The 16,097-nt window shown below is 66.8% G+C and carries 16 protein-coding genes; 15 read left to right on the top strand and 1 reads right to left on the bottom strand.

Annotated elements, in window-relative coordinates; all coding sequences use genetic code 11:
* Positions 1-199: 199 nt before the first annotated feature.
* From VRZ77_RS15250 to VRZ77_RS15215, 8 genes are all read left to right on the top strand, one after another.
* Positions 200-1,294, top strand: coding sequence for a TRAP transporter substrate-binding protein (locus VRZ77_RS15250; RefSeq protein ID WP_414593490.1), 1,095 nt, complete (start codon positions 200-202; stop codon positions 1,292-1,294).
* Positions 1,291-1,845 carry a TRAP transporter small permease subunit gene (locus VRZ77_RS15245; RefSeq protein ID WP_414593489.1) on the top strand — a complete coding sequence of 185 codons (555 nt, stop codon included), beginning with the start codon at positions 1,291-1,293 and terminating at the stop codon, positions 1,843-1,845. The genes VRZ77_RS15250 and VRZ77_RS15245 overlap by 4 nt, the downstream gene beginning before the upstream one ends.
* Complete coding sequence (locus VRZ77_RS15240; protein ID WP_414593488.1) at positions 1,835-3,160, top strand: TRAP transporter large permease; 1,326 nt, start codon at positions 1,835-1,837, stop codon at positions 3,158-3,160. The genes VRZ77_RS15245 and VRZ77_RS15240 overlap by 11 nt, the downstream gene beginning before the upstream one ends.
* 12 nt (positions 3,161-3,172) lie before the next feature.
* Entirely contained in the window at positions 3,173-4,762 is a 1,590-nt protein-coding gene (locus VRZ77_RS15235) for a gamma-glutamyltransferase family protein (protein WP_414593487.1), read from the top strand.
* Between the two features lie 279 nt (positions 4,763-5,041).
* Positions 5,042-5,395, top strand: coding sequence for a ribbon-helix-helix domain-containing protein (locus VRZ77_RS15230; RefSeq protein ID WP_414593486.1), 354 nt, complete (start codon positions 5,042-5,044; stop codon positions 5,393-5,395).
* A 273-nt stretch (positions 5,396-5,668) separates the two neighbouring features.
* Positions 5,669-6,064 (top strand): VOC family protein, encoded by a 396-nt coding sequence (locus tag VRZ77_RS15225; RefSeq protein WP_414593485.1) that lies wholly within the window; start codon positions 5,669-5,671, stop codon positions 6,062-6,064.
* A 55-nt stretch (positions 6,065-6,119) separates the two neighbouring features.
* Entirely contained in the window at positions 6,120-6,653 is a 534-nt protein-coding gene (locus tag VRZ77_RS15220) for a Twin-arginine translocation pathway signal (RefSeq protein WP_414593484.1), read from the top strand.
* Between the two features lie 15 nt (positions 6,654-6,668).
* On the top strand, positions 6,669-8,237 hold the full coding sequence (locus tag VRZ77_RS15215; RefSeq protein ID WP_414593483.1) for a GMC family oxidoreductase: 1,569 nt from the start codon (positions 6,669-6,671) through the stop codon (positions 8,235-8,237).
* 97 nt (positions 8,238-8,334) lie between these two features.
* Here the strand turns inward: VRZ77_RS15215 and VRZ77_RS15210 are convergent, their stop codons facing one another.
* On the bottom strand, positions 8,335-9,585 hold the full coding sequence (locus VRZ77_RS15210; protein ID WP_414593482.1) for an MFS transporter: 1,251 nt from the start codon (positions 9,583-9,585) through the stop codon (positions 8,335-8,337).
* A 182-nt stretch (positions 9,586-9,767) separates the two neighbouring features.
* On the opposite strand from VRZ77_RS15210, the gene VRZ77_RS15205 reads away from it, so the two are divergent.
* From VRZ77_RS15205 to VRZ77_RS15175, 7 genes are all read left to right on the top strand, one after another.
* Positions 9,768-10,211, top strand: a complete 444-nt coding sequence (locus VRZ77_RS15205; protein ID WP_414593481.1) for a hypothetical protein — start codon at positions 9,768-9,770, stop codon at positions 10,209-10,211.
* Between the two features lie 79 nt (positions 10,212-10,290).
* Entirely contained in the window at positions 10,291-11,829 is a 1,539-nt protein-coding gene (glpD, locus tag VRZ77_RS15200; protein ID WP_414593515.1) for a glycerol-3-phosphate dehydrogenase, read from the top strand.
* The gene (locus tag VRZ77_RS15195) at positions 11,826-12,959 is read left to right on the top strand and encodes an ABC transporter ATP-binding protein (protein WP_414593480.1); all 1,134 of its coding nucleotides are present in this window, start codon (positions 11,826-11,828) and stop codon (positions 12,957-12,959) included. Before glpD ends, VRZ77_RS15195 begins: the two co-directional genes overlap by 4 nt.
* A gap of 11 nt (positions 12,960-12,970) precedes the next feature.
* Complete coding sequence (locus tag VRZ77_RS15190; protein ID WP_414593479.1) at positions 12,971-14,074, top strand: ABC transporter ATP-binding protein; 1,104 nt, start codon at positions 12,971-12,973, stop codon at positions 14,072-14,074.
* Positions 14,074-14,976 (top strand): carbohydrate ABC transporter permease, encoded by a 903-nt coding sequence (locus tag VRZ77_RS15185; RefSeq protein WP_414593478.1) that lies wholly within the window; start codon positions 14,074-14,076, stop codon positions 14,974-14,976. The genes VRZ77_RS15190 and VRZ77_RS15185 overlap by 1 nt, the downstream gene beginning before the upstream one ends.
* Positions 14,973-15,782, top strand: a complete 810-nt coding sequence (locus tag VRZ77_RS15180) for a carbohydrate ABC transporter permease (protein ID WP_414593477.1) — start codon at positions 14,973-14,975, stop codon at positions 15,780-15,782. The genes VRZ77_RS15185 and VRZ77_RS15180 overlap by 4 nt, the downstream gene beginning before the upstream one ends.
* 14 nt (positions 15,783-15,796) lie before the next feature.
* The gene (locus VRZ77_RS15175) at positions 15,797-16,090 is read left to right on the top strand and encodes a DUF2160 domain-containing protein (protein WP_414593476.1); all 294 of its coding nucleotides are present in this window, start codon (positions 15,797-15,799) and stop codon (positions 16,088-16,090) included.
* Positions 16,091-16,097: the final 7 nt, after the last annotated feature.

The raw sequence follows: 16,097 nt of genomic DNA, 5'->3' as shown, positions 1-16,097 counted from the left end.
CCGCTGTGCACAAATCCTCGTCATCTCGAATTAAATGTATGAATTTTATCGGTAATTTTTAGATCGTGAGGCTGTGGCGTCATCGTCGCTTCGGTGCGCTTGCCTCTTTAGGGGCATTGCCGATGCCACGTTGCGGCGGCTTAGTGGCGTCCGATCACGGCGCCGCAGCGTGGCGCCATCCGGACAAAGGGGAACAGCAATGGATCGTCGTGGATTCCTGGGCGCCGGTCTGGCGGGTACGGCCGCCGTCGCCACCATCGCCGCGCCGCATGTCGCGCGCGCCCAGCAGACCTTCAACTGGAAGATGACCAATGCCTATGGGCCGGGCGCGCCGTTCTACGTCGCCGGCCCGGGCAGCCCGACCTATTTCTGCGACCTCGTCGGCAAGATGTCCGGTGGGCGGCTGACCATCCAGCACTTCGCGGCCGGCGAGCTGATTCCGGCGCTGGAAGGCTTCGACGCGGTGTCCTCCGGCACGGTCGAGATGAACGCGGCGAACTCGTATTTCTGGGCGGGCAAGGTGCCGGCCGCGCAGTTCTTCACCTGCGTGCCCTTCGGGCTGAACTTCCAGGGCCAGAACGCGTGGATCTACCATGGCGGCGGCCTCCAGCTCTGGGAGGAGCTCTACGCCCCGTTCAATCTCGTCCCGATGCCGCTCGGCAATACCGGCGTGCAGATGTCCGGCTGGTTCCGCAAGCCGATCGAGAAGGTTGAGGACTTCAAGGGGCTGAAGATGCGCATTCCCGGCCTCGCCGGTAAGGTCTATGCGCAGCTCGGCGTCGATGTGAAGCTGCTGCCCGGCGGCGAAATCTTCCCGGCGCTGGAGCGCGGCGTGATCGATGCCGCCGAGTTCGTCGGCCCGTATCAGGACCGCCGTCTCGGCCTGCAGAAGGCCGCCAAATACTATTACACCACCGGCTGGCACGAGCCGAACAACGTCACCGAGCTCATCGTCAACAAGGGCGCTTGGGATTCGCTGCCGGCCGACCTTCAGGAAATCGTCCGCGCCGCCGCCGCCGCCTGCAACGTGCTCAGCCACACCTGGTGCGAGGCGACCAACGGCGAGGCGATGACCGACCTCGTGAAGAACCAGGGCGTGATCGCCGGACCCTATCCGACCGCTGTGGTGGACAAGCTGCGCGAGGTCACCGCCACCACGCTGCAGCAGCTCGCCGACTCCGATCCCAAGATCAAGAAGGTCTACGACTCGTTCACCAAGTTCGCGGCCGAGCACAGCCAGTGGGCCGGCCTGTCGGAAGCGGTCTACCAGACCCAGATCCGCAGGGGCGCATGACCACCGCGCTGGAAAAAATCGCCCGGGGCCTCGACGTGATCGTCGAGGCCTGCGGGTGGGTCGCGGCGTGGACGGGCTTCGCGCTCGTCCTCGTCATGGCCGGCAACGTGCTGATGCGCTACGCCTTCAACACCGGCTCGGTGGCGATGCAGGAGCTGGAATGGCACCTGATGAGCCCGCTCGCGCTGCTGTGCATCGCCTACACCATCAAGCATGAAGGCCATGTGCGGGTGGACATCCTGTTCGCCCGGCTTCCGCCGCGCGTGCAGCAGGGGATCGACCTGTTCTCCGCGCTGGCCGTGGTCGCGCTGTCGGTCATCATCATCCTGCTGTCCTGGAACTATGTGATGCAGTCCTACCGCATCGGCGAAGGCTCGCCCGATCCTGGTGGCCTGCCTTACCGCTTCATTCTCAAGGCGATGATTCCGGCAGGCTTCGCCCTGCTGCTGCTCCAGAGCCTCGGCGCCACGGCGCGCGCGCTCGCCGCTCTCTTCTCCCCGATCGTGCCCCCGATGGCGCCCTCGGAGCCGGTGCCTGCCAATGCCCTATAATGAAATCCTGGCGATCGCCTGCATCGCCTCCTTCTTCGTCATGCTGTTCGTCGGCGTGCCGGTGGCGCTCACGCTGGCGATCAGCGGCTTCTTCTTCGGCTGGCTCGGTTTCGGCACGACTTTGTTCGGCCTGCTGCCGGCGCGCATCTATGGCGTCACCGCCAACTACACGCTGATCGCGATCCCGCTGTTCGTCTTCATGGGCGTGATGCTGGAGAAGTCGCGGCTCGCCGACGAGTTGATGGAGGTGATCGGCCATCTCTCCGGCAGCCTGCGCGGCGGCATGGGGCTCGGCATCGTTCTGGTCGGCATGATGATGGGCGCGACCACCGGCATCGTCGGCGCCACCATCGTCACCCTCGGCCTTCTCACGCTGCCGACCCTGCTGCGGCGAGGCTATGACAAGAGCCTGTCCTGCGGGGCGATCTGCGCCTCCGGCACGCTCGGGCAATTGATCCCGCCTTCCACCATCCTCATCCTGCTGGCGGATATCCTCGGCGAGTCGGTCGGCACCCTGTTCGCCGCCGCGCTGATGCCCGGCCTGCTGCTGACCGGCATTTTCTGCATCTACATGATCGTCGTCGGCATCGTCTGGCCCGAGAAGGTGCCGGCGATCCCGCTCGAAGAGCGGCGCGCCATGCCGCGCAAGGAGCTGTGGCTGAAGGCGCTCAAGGTCGGCCTGCCGCCCATCGGGCTGGTGCTGGCCGTGCTCGGCTCGATCATCGGCGGCATCGCGGCGCCGACGGAAGCCGCCAGCATGGGCGCGCTCGGCTCCATCATCGTCGCCGCCGTCGCGGGTCGCTTCACCCTCAAGACCCTGGTGGACACCGTCCAGTCCACCGCCCGCATCACGGCGATGATGTTCTTCGTGCTGATCTGCTCGCAGGTCTTCGCCCTGTCCTTCCGCGGTCTCGGCGGCGAGCGGCTGGTGCACGACGCCTTCGCGCTGGTGCCCGGCGGCACGGATGGCATCCTGATCTTCATGCTGCTGATCATCTTCGTGCTCGGCTTCTTCATCGAGTGGATCGAGATCAGCTACATCGTGGTGCCGATGTTCCTGCCGCTGATGCAGAACGCCGGGGTGGATCTGGTCTGGGCGGCGGCGCTGATCGCCACCGTGCTGCAGACCTCGTTCCTGACCCCGCCCTTCGGCTGGGCGCTGTTCTACCTGCGGGGCGTGGCGCCGCCCGAGGTGCGCACCGCCGACATCTATCGCGGCGTCCTGCCCTTCATCGCACTGCAGCTCATCGCGGTCGCCCTGGTCTTCACCTTCCCGGCGGTGGCCACCTGGCTGCCCAAGGCGATCGGCTGGTAGAGGTCGCGTGACATGCTGAACACGGTACGTGCCCGTCGGGGCATGGTGACGTCGCCGCATCATCTGGCGAGCGAAGCGGGGCTGCGCGTGCTGCGCGAGGGCGGCAATGCGATCGAGGCGACAGTGGCCATGGCGGCCGCCCTGGCCGTGGTCTACCCGCACATGACGGCGATCGGCGGCGATGGCTTCTGGCTGATCGGCGCGCCGGGAGAGACGCCGGTCGGCATCGACGCCTGCAGCCGCGCCGCCGCGGCGGCAACGCCGGAGCTTTATGCGCGGGCGGGCCTCGCGGCCATCCCCCAGCGGGGACCTCTGGCGGCCAACACGACCGCCGGCACCGTCGCCGGCTGGGGCGAAGCGTTGAGGCTCAGCCTTGAGCGCGGGGGACGCCTGCCTCTCGCCCGCCTCGTGGAGGATGCCGTCTGGCACGCCCGCAATGGCTTCGCCGTGACCGCCAGCCAAAACCAGCTGACGGCCGAGAAGCTGCCGGAACTTGCGGATGTGTCGGGCTTCGCCGACGTCTTCACCGTCGATGGCGCCGCGCCCGCAACGGGGGCGACGATGACGCTGCCGGCGCTGGCGCAAACGCTGGAGCGGATCGGCCGCGAGGGCACGGAGAGCTTCTACCGTGGCCCGCTCGCCCGCGACATCGCCCATGATCTGGCCGCCGCCGGCGCGCTGGTGACGCTCGACGATCTCGCCGGGTGTTACGCCACGCGCGTGGCGCCGCTTCACGTCGACCTGCCCGGCATCCGGCTGTTCAATTTCCCCCCGCCCACCCAGGGGCTGGCCTCGCTGATGATCCTCGGGATTTTCAGCCGGCTCGGTGTGCGGGAGGCGGAAGGCTTCGCGCATCTGCACGGGCTGATCGAGGCGACCAAGCAGGCCTTCCTCGTGCGCGACCGCGTGGTCGGCGATCCCGAGGCGATGAGCGAGGACCCACGCGATTTCCTTGCCGACGAGGTGCTGGACCGCCTGGCGGCGCGCATCGACCCCGCGCGGGCGCTGCCCTGGCCCGCGCCGCCTTCCGCCGGCGATACGGTGTGGCTAGGCGCCATCGACGGCGACGGCCTCGCCGCCAGCTTCATCCAGAGCATCTACTTCGAATTCGGCTCCGGCGTGGTGCTGCCGCAGACCGGGATCGTCTGGCAGAATCGCGGATCGAGTTTTGCGCTCACGGGCAGCGGCCCGCGCGTGCTCGCTCCCGGCCGCAAGCCGTTCCACACGCTGAACCCGGCCATGGCCCGCTTCGCCGACGGGCGGCATATGGTCTACGGCACGATGGGCGGGGAGGGGCAGCCGCAGACGCAGGCCGCGCTGTTCTCGCGCTATGGCCTGTTCGGCCAGGAGCCCCAGGCGGCGATCACCGCGCCACGCTGGCTGCTGGGCCGGACCTGGGGCGCGGAGACCGTCACGCTCAAGCTGGAGGATAGCTTCCCGCCGGAGCTTATCGCCGCGCTTCGCGCCGCCGGTCACGATGTGGAGGTGGTGGCGCCGTTCGACGCGATGATGGGCCATGCCGGCGCGATCGCGCGCCATGCGGACGGGCGCCTGGAAGGCGCGAGCGATCCACGCAGCGACGGCGCCGCGATGGGTTTCTGAGCTGCCTGGAGCCGATCAGGCAGGTTACGGAGACCTCCACCGCGGCGTCGCCGCCGGCCCGCCGAAGGAGGTCAGGCCGAGCGTGAAGAAAGCTCGGAGAGACAGGGAGTCCGACCGAACGGGGACGGGAAGGCCGTGCGTCGAAAAGACAACCCTTTCAACGCTTGGGGCCAGGAACGAGAGGGCATCGCCGTCCCCCTTCGCATTTTAGCGCTTTACAGCGCGAGCGTCTGAGAGTGGAATCGTTCGAAATGACAAAAACGATCCGGGAGACGCTCAGTGTGCCAGATTTTCGCGGGTCAAGCGCCCGAGGCTTATGAAGGCCAAACCCGTTCGGTACGGATCGGTGGTCACTCGACGTCGATCCGGCTGGAGACCGCGTTCTGGGCGGTTCTGGAGGATGTCGCCGCGCATCAGGGCATGAGCCTCGGAAAATTCATCACCACGCTGCATGACGAGGTGCTGAACATCCATGGCGAGGCCCGGAACTTCACCTCATTGCTGCGCTGCTCCTGTCTGATCTATCTCGCTGAAATACGCCCGCTGCTGCACAGCGGCGGGGTGGACGCGCAGTCCGCCCGCCAGCGCTATCTCTGTGAAGCGCGCGGGCTTCACATGGAAGCAGCCGAATAGCTGCCGGAACGCGTGCCGGGATAACGCCGCCGGCGCCACCGCTCGTTTAGGCCCCTCGTCTGGAGGGTGACATGTGCGTGCGTCCCGCCGCGATCTTCACCCGGTCGTCGGCGCATGACGACGCGCGATTTCCGCGCCCGCGCGCCCGCCAAAAGGCGAGAAGGAGGGATGTGCTAACAGTCTACCACCACCGGTTTTTCGAACGACCTAGTATTCGTTTCATGCGGAGTCTCCCGCAGCAAATCGGTGTCTCGTTTCAATCTGGAGCACGAAATGGCGAAGGCCATTCATTCCATGATCCGCGTGCTCGATGAGGAGCGCTCGGTTGATTTCTACAGCCAAGCCTTCGGGCTCGCTGTTGCCGACCGTTTCGCTTTCGACGGCTTCACGCTGGTCTATCTGCGCAGTCCTGACGCCGATTTCGAGGTCGAGCTGACGATCAATCACGGCCGGACCGAACCGTATGCGCTGGGCGATGGCTACGGCCATATCGCCTTCGCGGTCGATGACCTTGAGGCCGAACATGCGCGCTTCACAGCGGCGGGGCTCAATCCCAATCCGGTCAAGGAGTTCTTTCGCGACGGCACCCTGCTCGCGAAATTCTTCTTCGTTTCTGATCCGGATGGCTACAAGATCGAAGTTCTTCAGAAGCGGGGACGCTACGTTTAGTGCCTAAACAAAAGTAATTCGAAAAGAGTTACATAAAAATATCTAGGAGGAAACGATGACGACGTTGATCGACCGGCGCGGTGTCTCGCGCCGAACCCTGCTGGCTGGCTTCGGGGCCGTCGGCGCTTTGATGGTCTCCGGCGTCGCGGTCCTAAGCCCGCGCGAGGCGTGGGGGCTTGAGGTCGCCAACCTGAAGCCGGAAACCATGCGCACGCTGATCGTGATGGCGCGCGACGTCTATCCTCATGACCGGATTCCCAACCGCTACTACGCCATTGCGATGAAGCCTTACGAGACCGAGGCGGCCGATCCGGCGGCCAAGGCGCTCATCGAGAACGGCGTGAGCACGCTCGATACGCTGGCGAAGGGCCGCTACGGCGTTCCCTATGCCGATGTCGGCTGGGAGGAGCAGCGCACCAGCCTTCTGCGCGAGATCGAAGACAGCGCCTTCTTCCAGAAGGTGAGGGGCGGGCTGGTGGTCAGTCTCTACAACCAGGAGGAGGTGTGGCCGATCTTCGGTTACGAGGGCGCCTCCGCGGAGAAGGGCGGTTACATCGACCGCGGCTTCGACGACATCGCCTGGCTGTGAGGGGAGGGCAACGCCATGTCAGCACCCTTTGATCTCAACGACGATTCCGTCGTCGTCATCGTCGGCTCCGGCGCCGGCGGCGGCACACTCGGCACCGAACTCGCGCTCAAGGGCGTAAAGGTCGTCATCCTTGAGGCCGGCAAGCGCCACAATATGGAGGACTTCGTCAACAACGAATGGGAAAGCTTCGGCCAGCTGGCCTGGAAGGATATGCGCACCACCTCCGGCTCCTGGCGGGTGCACAAGAATTTCCCCAATCTCCCGGCCTGGATCGTCAAGTCGGTCGGCGGCTCCACCGTGCACTGGGCCGGCGCCTCGCTGCGGTTTCAGGAGCATGAGTTCAAGACCCGATCGACCTATGGCGGCCTCGACGGCGCCAATCTGCTCGACTGGCCGATCACCCTTGCCGAGCTGGAGCCCTATTACGCGCGGGCCGAGGACCGCATGGGCGTCACCCGCACCAACGGAATTCCCGGCCTGCCCGGCAACAACAACTTCAAGGTGTTCGAGGCCGGCGCGAAAAAAGTCGGCTACACCGAGGTCTCGACCGGCCGCATGGCGATCAACAGCCAGCCGCGCCACGATCGCGGCTCCTGTCAGCAGATCGGCTTCTGTTTCCAGGGCTGCAAGTCGGGCGCCAAATGGTCCACCCTGATCGCCGAGATCCCGCGCGGCGAAGAGACCGGCAATCTCGAAGTGCGGCCCGAAAGCATGGTGCTCAAGATCGAGCACGATGACAGCGGCAAGGTGACGGGCGTCGTCTATGTCGACAAGGACGGCAAGACGCAGCGCCAGAAGGCCCGCATCGTGGCGGTGGCCGGCAACTCGATCGAAAGCCCGCGGCTCCTGCTGAATTCGGCGAGCAACATGTTCCCCGACGGGCTCGCCAATTCCTCGGGGCAGGTCGGCCGGAACTATATGCGGCACATGACCGGCTCGGTGTACGGCATTTTCGAGAAGCCGGTTCACATGTACCGGGGCACCACGATGGCCGGCATCGTGCGAGACGAAGCCCACCACAATGACAAGCGCGGCTTTGTCGGCGGCTATGAGATGGAAACGCTCTCGCTCGGCGTTCCCTTCATGGCCGCCTTCCTCGATCCGGGCGGATGGGGGCGCTCCTTCACCTCCGCCATGGACGGTTATGTGAACACCGCCGGCATGTGGCTGGTCGGGGAGGACATGCCGCAGGAGACCAATCGCGTGACGCTGGCCGATGTGAAGGACCAGTACGGCCTTCCGGTCGCCAATGTGCATTTCGACGACCATCCCAACGACGTCGCGATGCGCAACCACGCCTATGCGAGAGGGGCGGCGATCTACGATGCGGTGGGCGCCGTGCGCACCTTGCCCACCCCGCCTTATCCTTCGACGCACAATCTCGGCACCAACCGCATGAGCGCGAAGCCGCGCGATGGCGTGGTCAACAAGCACGGCCAGACGCACGACATCCCGAACCTGTTCATCTCCGACGGCAGCCAGTTCACCACCGGCGGCGCGGAGAACCCGACGCTGACCATCGTGGCGCTGGCGATCCGACAGGCGGAATTCATCGCCCAGGAGATGTCGCGGAAAACGATCTAGGCATCTGTGCGCAGATCGCCTTCATAAGGAGCGCGAATCCAGGGGCCGTCCAGGCTCCTGGATTTTTTTTCGGCGTGGTGGCACCGATATCCCGGGGTTACGGCGCGGTCGCGCGCCGCGCCGCCACCAGCCGCCGGACCTGCATCAGCATGAGCGCCGCCAGCGCCGAGAAGGCGGCGATCACCACATAGGTGGCCTGATAGCTGCCGAACACGTCGTGGAACTGCGAGAACAGGCTGGGGCCGACGGCGACACCGGTGAAGGTGAAGAACATCGCGGCGCCGGTGACGCTGCCGACCGCGTGGCCGGGACTGAGCCGCGCCACTTCCGACAGATACACCCCGTTCCAGGAATTGGCGGTGAGGCCGAGCAGCAGGAACAGCGCGATCAGCGCGGCGAGCGGCAGCACGCTGCCGGCCGCGGTGACCACGAGCGCCGCCGCCATCATGGCGAGCGCCAGCGCCACCAGCACGCCGAGGCCGCGCCCGGTGGCATCGGCAACCGCCCCCCACAGCACGCGGCCGAAGGCGCCGCTTAGCTGTACCCCGGCCAGCACCAGCCCGGCGGTGGCGAGGCTGACCTGCCTTTCCTCCACCAGCAGCGCGACGAGAAAGGCGACGACGGAAAGCTGCACGGCGGAAAACCAGAAGGTCGACAGCGCCAGCCAGCGCAGCGGCGGATTGCCGAACACCAGCCGGAGCGAGGTCCATGGCAGCAGCACCGGCACGCGGGTGCGCGTTTCCGGCCGGTCGAGTTCGCGCCGGCCGCGCTGCGACCACGCCATCACCGTCAGGCAGGCCGCGCCGACGGCCCAGAGCGCGGCGTGCCAACCGAAGGACAGCGCGATCCAGGGACCGATGATGCCTGCCGCCATGCCGCCGACCGGAACGCCGGCCTGCTTGATCGAGAAGATCAGGCTGCGCCGGTGCGGCGGCGCGTGCCGGATCAGCAGCTCCGAAGAGGCGGGGATGATCATGCCGTAGGCGGTGCCGATGAAGATCGAGCCGGCGATCATCGGCGTGAGACGGCCAAGGCTCATCAGCCCGCAGCCTATGGCGTCGAGCAGCATGGCAAGCTGGCCGATGCGGCAGCCGCCATGGCGCGCCACCAGCGTGCCGGCCACCAGCGATGCCGCCATCGCGGCGACATAGATCAGCGTGATCTGGTAGCCGATGAACAGGGTGGGGACGCCGAGCGAGGCGGCGACCGCCGGCGCCAGTGCCGGTACGATCAGCACCGACATGGTGCCGAGCGCCTGGACCAGAACGGTCTCGGTCAGCACGGCGGCGAGCGAGATGCCGCCATGGGGCGGGGCGGCGGCGATGCGGCTGGCGGTACGGTCGTCCACGGCGGATCCTGTCGCGGCGGCGCGGCGGGGCGCCGCGCGGCGTCTCAACGCCGGCCGGAGAAAGCCGGCATCATATCCGATGAATTCGGAATGTCCTCACTCTGTCGACCTGCGCGTTCCCGCGAGAAGCCCGTTCGGAGCCGTCGCGTCGCCGCAGCGCGCGATCTTTCGGGCTGCCGGACGTGCTGACGCCGGAGCGGCGGGAGCCGTTCCACGAGATCACCTTCCACCAGCGGCCGCTGAAACAGCCCAAGATCGGCTTCTGCACGCTGCTGCCGCCCGAGGCGCGCCTGCCGAAATCGCGTCCGCTGTTCCAGCGCCGGCGTTTTCTGGAGGAAATCAACGCGCTGTTCATCATCGAGCCGGGCAAGGCACGAGGTCGCCGCCGAACTCTCTCACATCCCGCCGCCGCCTTCCCCAGCGTTTTCCACGCGGGCGCGCGTGCCCTGCACCATGAAACCGATGATCCGGGCCAAGGGATTGGCCGCTCTGCGCAATCGCCCGGACCTGCGCCTGGCATGCCAGCCGCGCGCCGCGATTTTGCCGCGAAGCTGCTGCGATGCACCAAAACGAACCTTCATATCTTTCGTTTAATGACTATTGATGGTCCTGAATGTTTCAGATAGCGTCATTGCGAACATAAAAACGAAACCGCCCGCAGATGAAGCGGTGCGACCCGGGAGGCGTCAGGTGGCCGTCGGCACGCTGGACGAAATCTATGACCTCGCCATCATCGGCGGCGGTGTGAATGGCTGCGGCATCGCGCGCGATGCGGCGGGGCGGGGCGTTTCCGTCGTGCTGTTCGAGCAGGGCGATTTCGCCGGCGCTACCTCCTCGGCCTCGACCAAGCTGATCCATGGCGGGCTGCGCTATCTCGAACATTACGAGTTCCGGCTGGTGCGCGAGGCGCTGATGGAGCGCGAGGTGTTGTGGGCCATCGCCCCGCACATCATCCGCCCGCTGCGCTTCGTGCTGCCCCATCACAAGGGTCTGCGCCCGGCCTGGCTGCTGCGGCTCGGACTGTTCCTCTACGACCATCTCGGCGGTCGCAAGCTGCTGCCGGCGACGCGCACGCTGGATCTGCGCCGCGATGAGACCGGCCGTCCGCTGCGCGAGGGCTATGCCCGCGCCTTCGAATATTCCGACTGCTGGGTCGAGGATTCGCGCCTCGTGGTGCTGAACGCCCTGGATGCCGCCGAGCGCGGCGCCGATATCCGCCCGCGCAGCCGCGTGGTCAGCGCCACCCGCGCCGCCGATTGCTGGGAGATCGAGGTCGAGCAGGACGGCGCGCGCACCCGCGTGCGCGCCCGCGTGCTGGTCAATGCCGCCGGCCCGTGGGTGCATGAGGTGCTGGCGAAGGTGGTGCGGGTCAACACACCGGCCAATGTCCGCCTCGTGCAGGGCAGTCACATCGTGGTGCCCAAGCTCTACGATCACGACCGCGCCTATATCTTCCAGAACGCCGACGGGCGCATCATCTTCGCCATTCCCTATGAGCACGACTTCACGCTCATCGGCACCACCGACCGCGATTTCGGCTCGACCCCGTCCAGGCCGGTCGCGAGCCCGGAGGAGATTTCGTATCTCTGCGCGGCGGCGAGCGAATATTTCGCCCGTCCGGTGCTGCCGGATCAGGTGGTGTGGACCTATTCCGGCGTGCGCCCGCTCTATGATGACGGCGCCTCCAAGGCGCAGGAAGCCACCCGCGACTATGTGCTGGAGCTTGAGGAAGAGCAGGGGCGGGCGCCGCTGCTCTCGGTGTTCGGCGGCAAGATCACCACCTATCGCCGCCTCGCCGAGCACGCGCTGGAAAAGCTCAGTGCGTTCCTGCCCAAGGCCGGCAAGGCGAGCTGGACCGGCACCGAGCCGCTGCCGGGCGGCGATTTCGCGGTGCATGACCAGCCGCGCATCGTCGGCCAGCTCAAGCGGGCGCATCCCTGGCTCGACGAGGCGCTGGCCCGCCGTCTGGTGCGCGCCTACGGCACCCGCGCGCTGCGCCTGCTTGACGGCGCGCGCGGCCCGGCTGATCTCGGCCACCTGTTCGGCGCCGATCTTCATGAAATCGAGGTCCGCTATCTGATGCGCGAGGAATGGGCGCGCGGCGCCGAGGACGTGCTGTGGCGCCGCTCCAAGCTCGGCCTGCGCTTCACCCGCGAACAGGTCGACGCGCTCGACACCTATATGCGCATTCACGCGCCGCACGCCGCGTCCGCCGGCACCGAACACCGGGGGGCCGCGCAGTGACGCTGGAACTCGTCAATGTCTCCCGCACGGTGAACGCCGTTCCCCATCTGCGGGACATCTCGCTGCGGCTGGAGAATGGCAGCCTCAACGTGCTGCTCGGCGCCACGCTCGCCGGCAAGACCAGCCTGATGCGGCTCATGGCCGGCCTCGACGCGCCGACCACCGGCCGCGTGCTGGTGGACGGGCGCGATGTCACCGGGCACTCGGTCAAGAAGCGCTCGGTGGCGATGGTCTACCAGCAGTTCATCAACTACCCCGCGCTGACGGTCTACGAGAACATCGCCTCGCCGCTGCGGCTCCAGCGCCTGCCCAAGGCCGAGATCGAGGCGCGCGTCAACGAGGCGGCGCGGCTGCTCAAGCTCACGCCCTATCTGGAGCGCACCCCGCTGGCGCTGTCCGGCGGCCAGCAGCAGCGCACCGCGATCGCCCGCGCGCTGGTGAAGCGCGCCGAGCTGGTGCTGCTCGACGAGCCGTTGGCCAATCTCGACTACAAGCTGCGCGAGGAATTGCGCGAGGAACTGCCGCGCATCTTCGCCTCCACCGGCGCGGTGTTCGTCTATGCCACCACCGAGCCGACCGAGGCGCTGCTGCTGGGCGGCAACACGGCATCGCTGATGGAAGGAAGGCTCACCCAGTTCGGCCCGACCGCGCAGGTCTATCGCCACCCGGCGGACCTTGCGACCGCGCAGGTGTTCTCTGATCCCCCGCTCAACGCGCTGCGCGTGGTGAAGTCGGGCGGCACCGTGCTGCTGGAGAGCGGCGCGGTGGTGCCGGCGACCGGCGCGCTGGCTACCGTGCCGGACGGCACCTACACCGTCGGCGTGCGCGCGCATCATCTTGAGGTGGAGACGGTCGCCAAGGCCGAGCGCGACCACCGCCCCGGCATCATCCGGCTCGGCGCGCGCGTCGCGGTGACCGAGGTGACGGGCTCGGAGAGCTTCCTGCACATGGACATGGGCACCGCCGAGACCGGAAGCGCCGACGCCGGCCACCGGCTTACCGCCCTGTTGCCGGGTGTGCACCGGCTGGAGCCAGGGGATTCGGTCGAGGTGCTGATCGACCCGCGGCACATCCTTCTGTTCGACGCCGCCGGCAAAAATACCGGCACCGCGCTCGGCGCGGCGGCCTGAGGGAGGGCGCGATGGCATCCATCACACTCGACGGTCTCGCCCATGCCTACCGGCCCGATCCGCGCGGCCCGCAGGATTATGCGCTGAAGGAGATCAACCATGTCTGGCGGCAGGGCGGCGCCTATGCGCTGCTCGGGCCTTCGGGCTGCGGCAAGACCACGCTGCTGAACATCATCTCCGGCCTCGTGGTGCCGACGCGCGGAAAAATCCTGTTCGACGACCGCGACGTGACCCACCTGCCGACCGAGGCGCGCAACATCGCGCAGGTGTTCCAGTTCCCCGTGGTCTACGACACCATGACGGTGCGCGAGAACCTCGCCTTCCCGCTGAAGAACCGGCGCATGTCGCGCGAGGAGATCGCCCGCCGCGTCGAGGAGATCGCCAGCCGGCTCGACATGAGCGCGGTGCTCGACCGCAAGGCCGCCAACCTCACCGCCGACGCCAAGCAGAAGATTTCGCTCGGGCGCGGGCTGGTGCGCGAGGATGTGGCGGCGATCCTGTTCGACGAGCCGCTGACCGTGATCGACCCGCATCTGAAATGGCAGCTGCGCTCGACGCTGAAGGAACTGCACCGCACGCTCGACCTGACCATGATCTACGTCACCCACGACCAGACCGAGGCGCTGACCTTCGCCGATACGGTGGTGGTGATGCATGACGGCGGGGTGGTGCAGACCGGGACGCCCGAAGAACTGTTCGAGCGGCCGGCCCACACCTTCGTCGGCCATTTCATCGGCTCGCCGGGCATGAACGTGCTGCCGGCGCGGGTGGAAGGACGGCGCGCGATGATCGGCGACGTGGCGATCGAGCTGGCGCGGGCCTATCCCGCGCTGCCGGCCGGCGAGACCATCGAACTCGGCGTGCGGCCGGAATTCGCCACGCTCGCCCCGGCGGGCACGGGCGTGCCGGTCGCGGTCAAGCGCATCGACGATATCGGCCGCGCCCGCATTGCCCGCGTGGAGATCGCCGGGCAGCCGGCCGCGGCGATGGTGCCGGAAGGGCTGGCGCTGAACGGCGACGAGGCCGGGCTGCGGCTCGATCCGCGCCAGATCCACATTTACGCCGGCGGCGTGCTGGTGCCCGGTGAAGCCACGAACCGCGAGGGGGTCTCGTGATGGACAAGCCGCTCAATAACCGCGCCTGGTGGCTGGTCGCTCCCGTGTTCCTCATCGTCGCCTTCTCGGCCATCGTGCCGATCATGACGGTGGTGAACTATTCGGTTCAGGACACCTTCGGCAACAACCAGTTCTTCTGGAACGGCCTTGGCTGGTTCCAGGAACTGCTGGACCCCTCGACCGAGCTCGGCGGGCGCTTCTTCGCCGCCCTGTGGCGCAACCTGCTGTTCTCCGCGATCATCCTCGCCATCGAGGTTCCGCTCGGCATCCTCGTCGCGCTGTCCATGCCGCGCGAGGGCTGGAAGGTCGCCGCGACGCTGGTGGTCATGGCGCTGCCGCTGCTGATTCCGTGGAACGTGGTCGGCACCATCTGGCAGGTCTTCGCCCGCGCCGATATCGGCCTTGCCGGCTGGGGGCTCAACGCCCTCGGCATCGACTATAACTACACCGGCGACGCGCTCGCGGCGTGGATCACCATCGTGGTGATGGATGTGTGGCACTGGACCAGCCTTGTCGCGCTGCTGTGCTATGCCGGCCTCAAGTCGATCCCGGACGCCTATTACCAGGCCGCGCGCATCGACGGCGCCTCCCGCTGGGCGATCTTCACCACGATCCAGCTGCCCAAGATGAAGCGCGTCCTGCTGATCGCGGTGCTGCTGCGCTTCATGGACAGCTTCATGATCTACACCGAGCCGTTCGTGCTCACCGGCGGCGGGCCGGGCAATGCCACCACCTTCCTGTCCATCGACCTCGTGAAGCTCGCGCTCGGCCAGTTCGACCTTGGCAAGGCGGCTGCCATGAGCCTCGTCTACAACCTCATCGTGCTCGCGGTGTGCTGGGTCTTCTACACGGTGATGACCCACGCCGGCAACGAGCGTCCGCAGCGGGAGATCGCGGGATGAACCAGAGCTCGCGCGCCGGCACCTTCGTGATGATCGTCTATCTGATCTTCCTCATGCTGCCGATCTACTGGCTCGTGAACATGAGCCTGAAGACCAATTTCGAGATCAATTCGGGCGTCACCTTGTGGCCGAATGACATCACCTTCGAGCACTACATCAAGATTTTCACGGATTCGAGCTGGTATTCGGGCTACATCAACTCGCTGACCTATGTGGTGCTCAACACCATCATCTCGATCAGCCTCGCTTTGCCGGCGGCCTATGCCTTCTCGCGCTATAGCTTCATCGGCGAGAAGCACCTGTTCTTCTGGCTGCTGTCGAACCGCATGGCGCCGCCGGCGGTGTTCGCGCTGCCTTTCTTCAATCTCTATTCCGCCATCGGCCTGTTCGACACGCCTTGGGCGGTGGCGCTGGCGCACTGCCTGTTCAACGTGCCGCTCGCGGTGTGGATCCTCGAAGGCTTCATGTCCGGCGTGCCGCGCGAGATCGACGAGACCGCGGCGATCGACGGCTATTCCTTCCCGCGCTTCTTCGTGAAGATCTTCATGCCGCTGATCGCTTCCGGCATCGGCGTCGCGGCGTTCTTCTGCTTCATGTTCTCGTGGGTCGAACTGCTGCTCGCCCGCACGCTGACCGCCACCAACGCCAAGCCGATCGCCGTCACCATGACCCGCACCGTCTCGGCGGCGGGCATGGACTGGGGCCTGCTCGCCGCCGCTGGCGTGCTGACCATCATCCCCGGCGCCTTGGTCATCTGGTTCGTGCGCAACTACATCGCCAAGGGCTTCGCCCTCGGGCGGGTGTGAGCGGGGAGGGGACGATGGATTCTGTTTCCGAGAACCTCGCCTGGATGGCGTGGACCTGGCAGACCGGCCTTTTCTTCGCGGTCATCGCCGCTCTGCTGGCGCTGTTCACCCTGCTGGGCGTGTGGCGGCCGGAGCGGGCGCGCGTCGGGGTGCTCGGCATCCCCACCACGCGCGGCGACCGGCTGTTCATCACCCTGCTGGGCAGCGCCTTCATCAATCTCGCCTGGCTTGGCCTGGTGGGTCCCAATCTCGGCTGGGCGCTCGCGCTCTGCCTTGTCTACGCACTGGCGGTGTTCCGCCTCGTGTGAATTCGCC

The organism is Ancylobacter sp. G4_0304 (assembly GCF_047501495.1).
In the GTDB taxonomy this organism is placed as follows: Bacteria; Pseudomonadota; Alphaproteobacteria; order Rhizobiales; family Xanthobacteraceae; genus Ancylobacter.
The sequence above is the reverse complement of the archived record's forward strand: the minus strand, read 5'-3'. Positions and strand labels throughout refer to the sequence as shown.

Coding starts and splice junctions, on each gene's coding strand:
- VRZ77_RS15250 (WP_414593490.1), top strand. CDS start 200: ATGGATCGTCGTGGATTCCTGGGCGCCGGTCTGGCGGGTACGGCCGCC.
- VRZ77_RS15245 (WP_414593489.1), top strand. CDS start 1,291: ATGACCACCGCGCTGGAAAAAATCGCCCGGGGCCTCGACGTGATCGTC.
- VRZ77_RS15240 (WP_414593488.1), top strand. CDS start 1,835: ATGCCCTATAATGAAATCCTGGCGATCGCCTGCATCGCCTCCTTCTTC.
- VRZ77_RS15235 (WP_414593487.1), top strand. CDS start 3,173: ATGCTGAACACGGTACGTGCCCGTCGGGGCATGGTGACGTCGCCGCAT.
- VRZ77_RS15225 (WP_414593485.1), top strand. CDS start 5,669: ATGGCGAAGGCCATTCATTCCATGATCCGCGTGCTCGATGAGGAGCGC.
- VRZ77_RS15220 (WP_414593484.1), top strand. CDS start 6,120: ATGACGACGTTGATCGACCGGCGCGGTGTCTCGCGCCGAACCCTGCTG.
- VRZ77_RS15215 (WP_414593483.1), top strand. CDS start 6,669: ATGTCAGCACCCTTTGATCTCAACGACGATTCCGTCGTCGTCATCGTC.
- VRZ77_RS15190 (WP_414593479.1), top strand. CDS start 12,971: ATGGCATCCATCACACTCGACGGTCTCGCCCATGCCTACCGGCCCGAT.
- VRZ77_RS15185 (WP_414593478.1), top strand. CDS start 14,074: ATGGACAAGCCGCTCAATAACCGCGCCTGGTGGCTGGTCGCTCCCGTG.
- VRZ77_RS15180 (WP_414593477.1), top strand. CDS start 14,973: ATGAACCAGAGCTCGCGCGCCGGCACCTTCGTGATGATCGTCTATCTG.
- VRZ77_RS15175 (WP_414593476.1), top strand. CDS start 15,797: ATGGATTCTGTTTCCGAGAACCTCGCCTGGATGGCGTGGACCTGGCAG.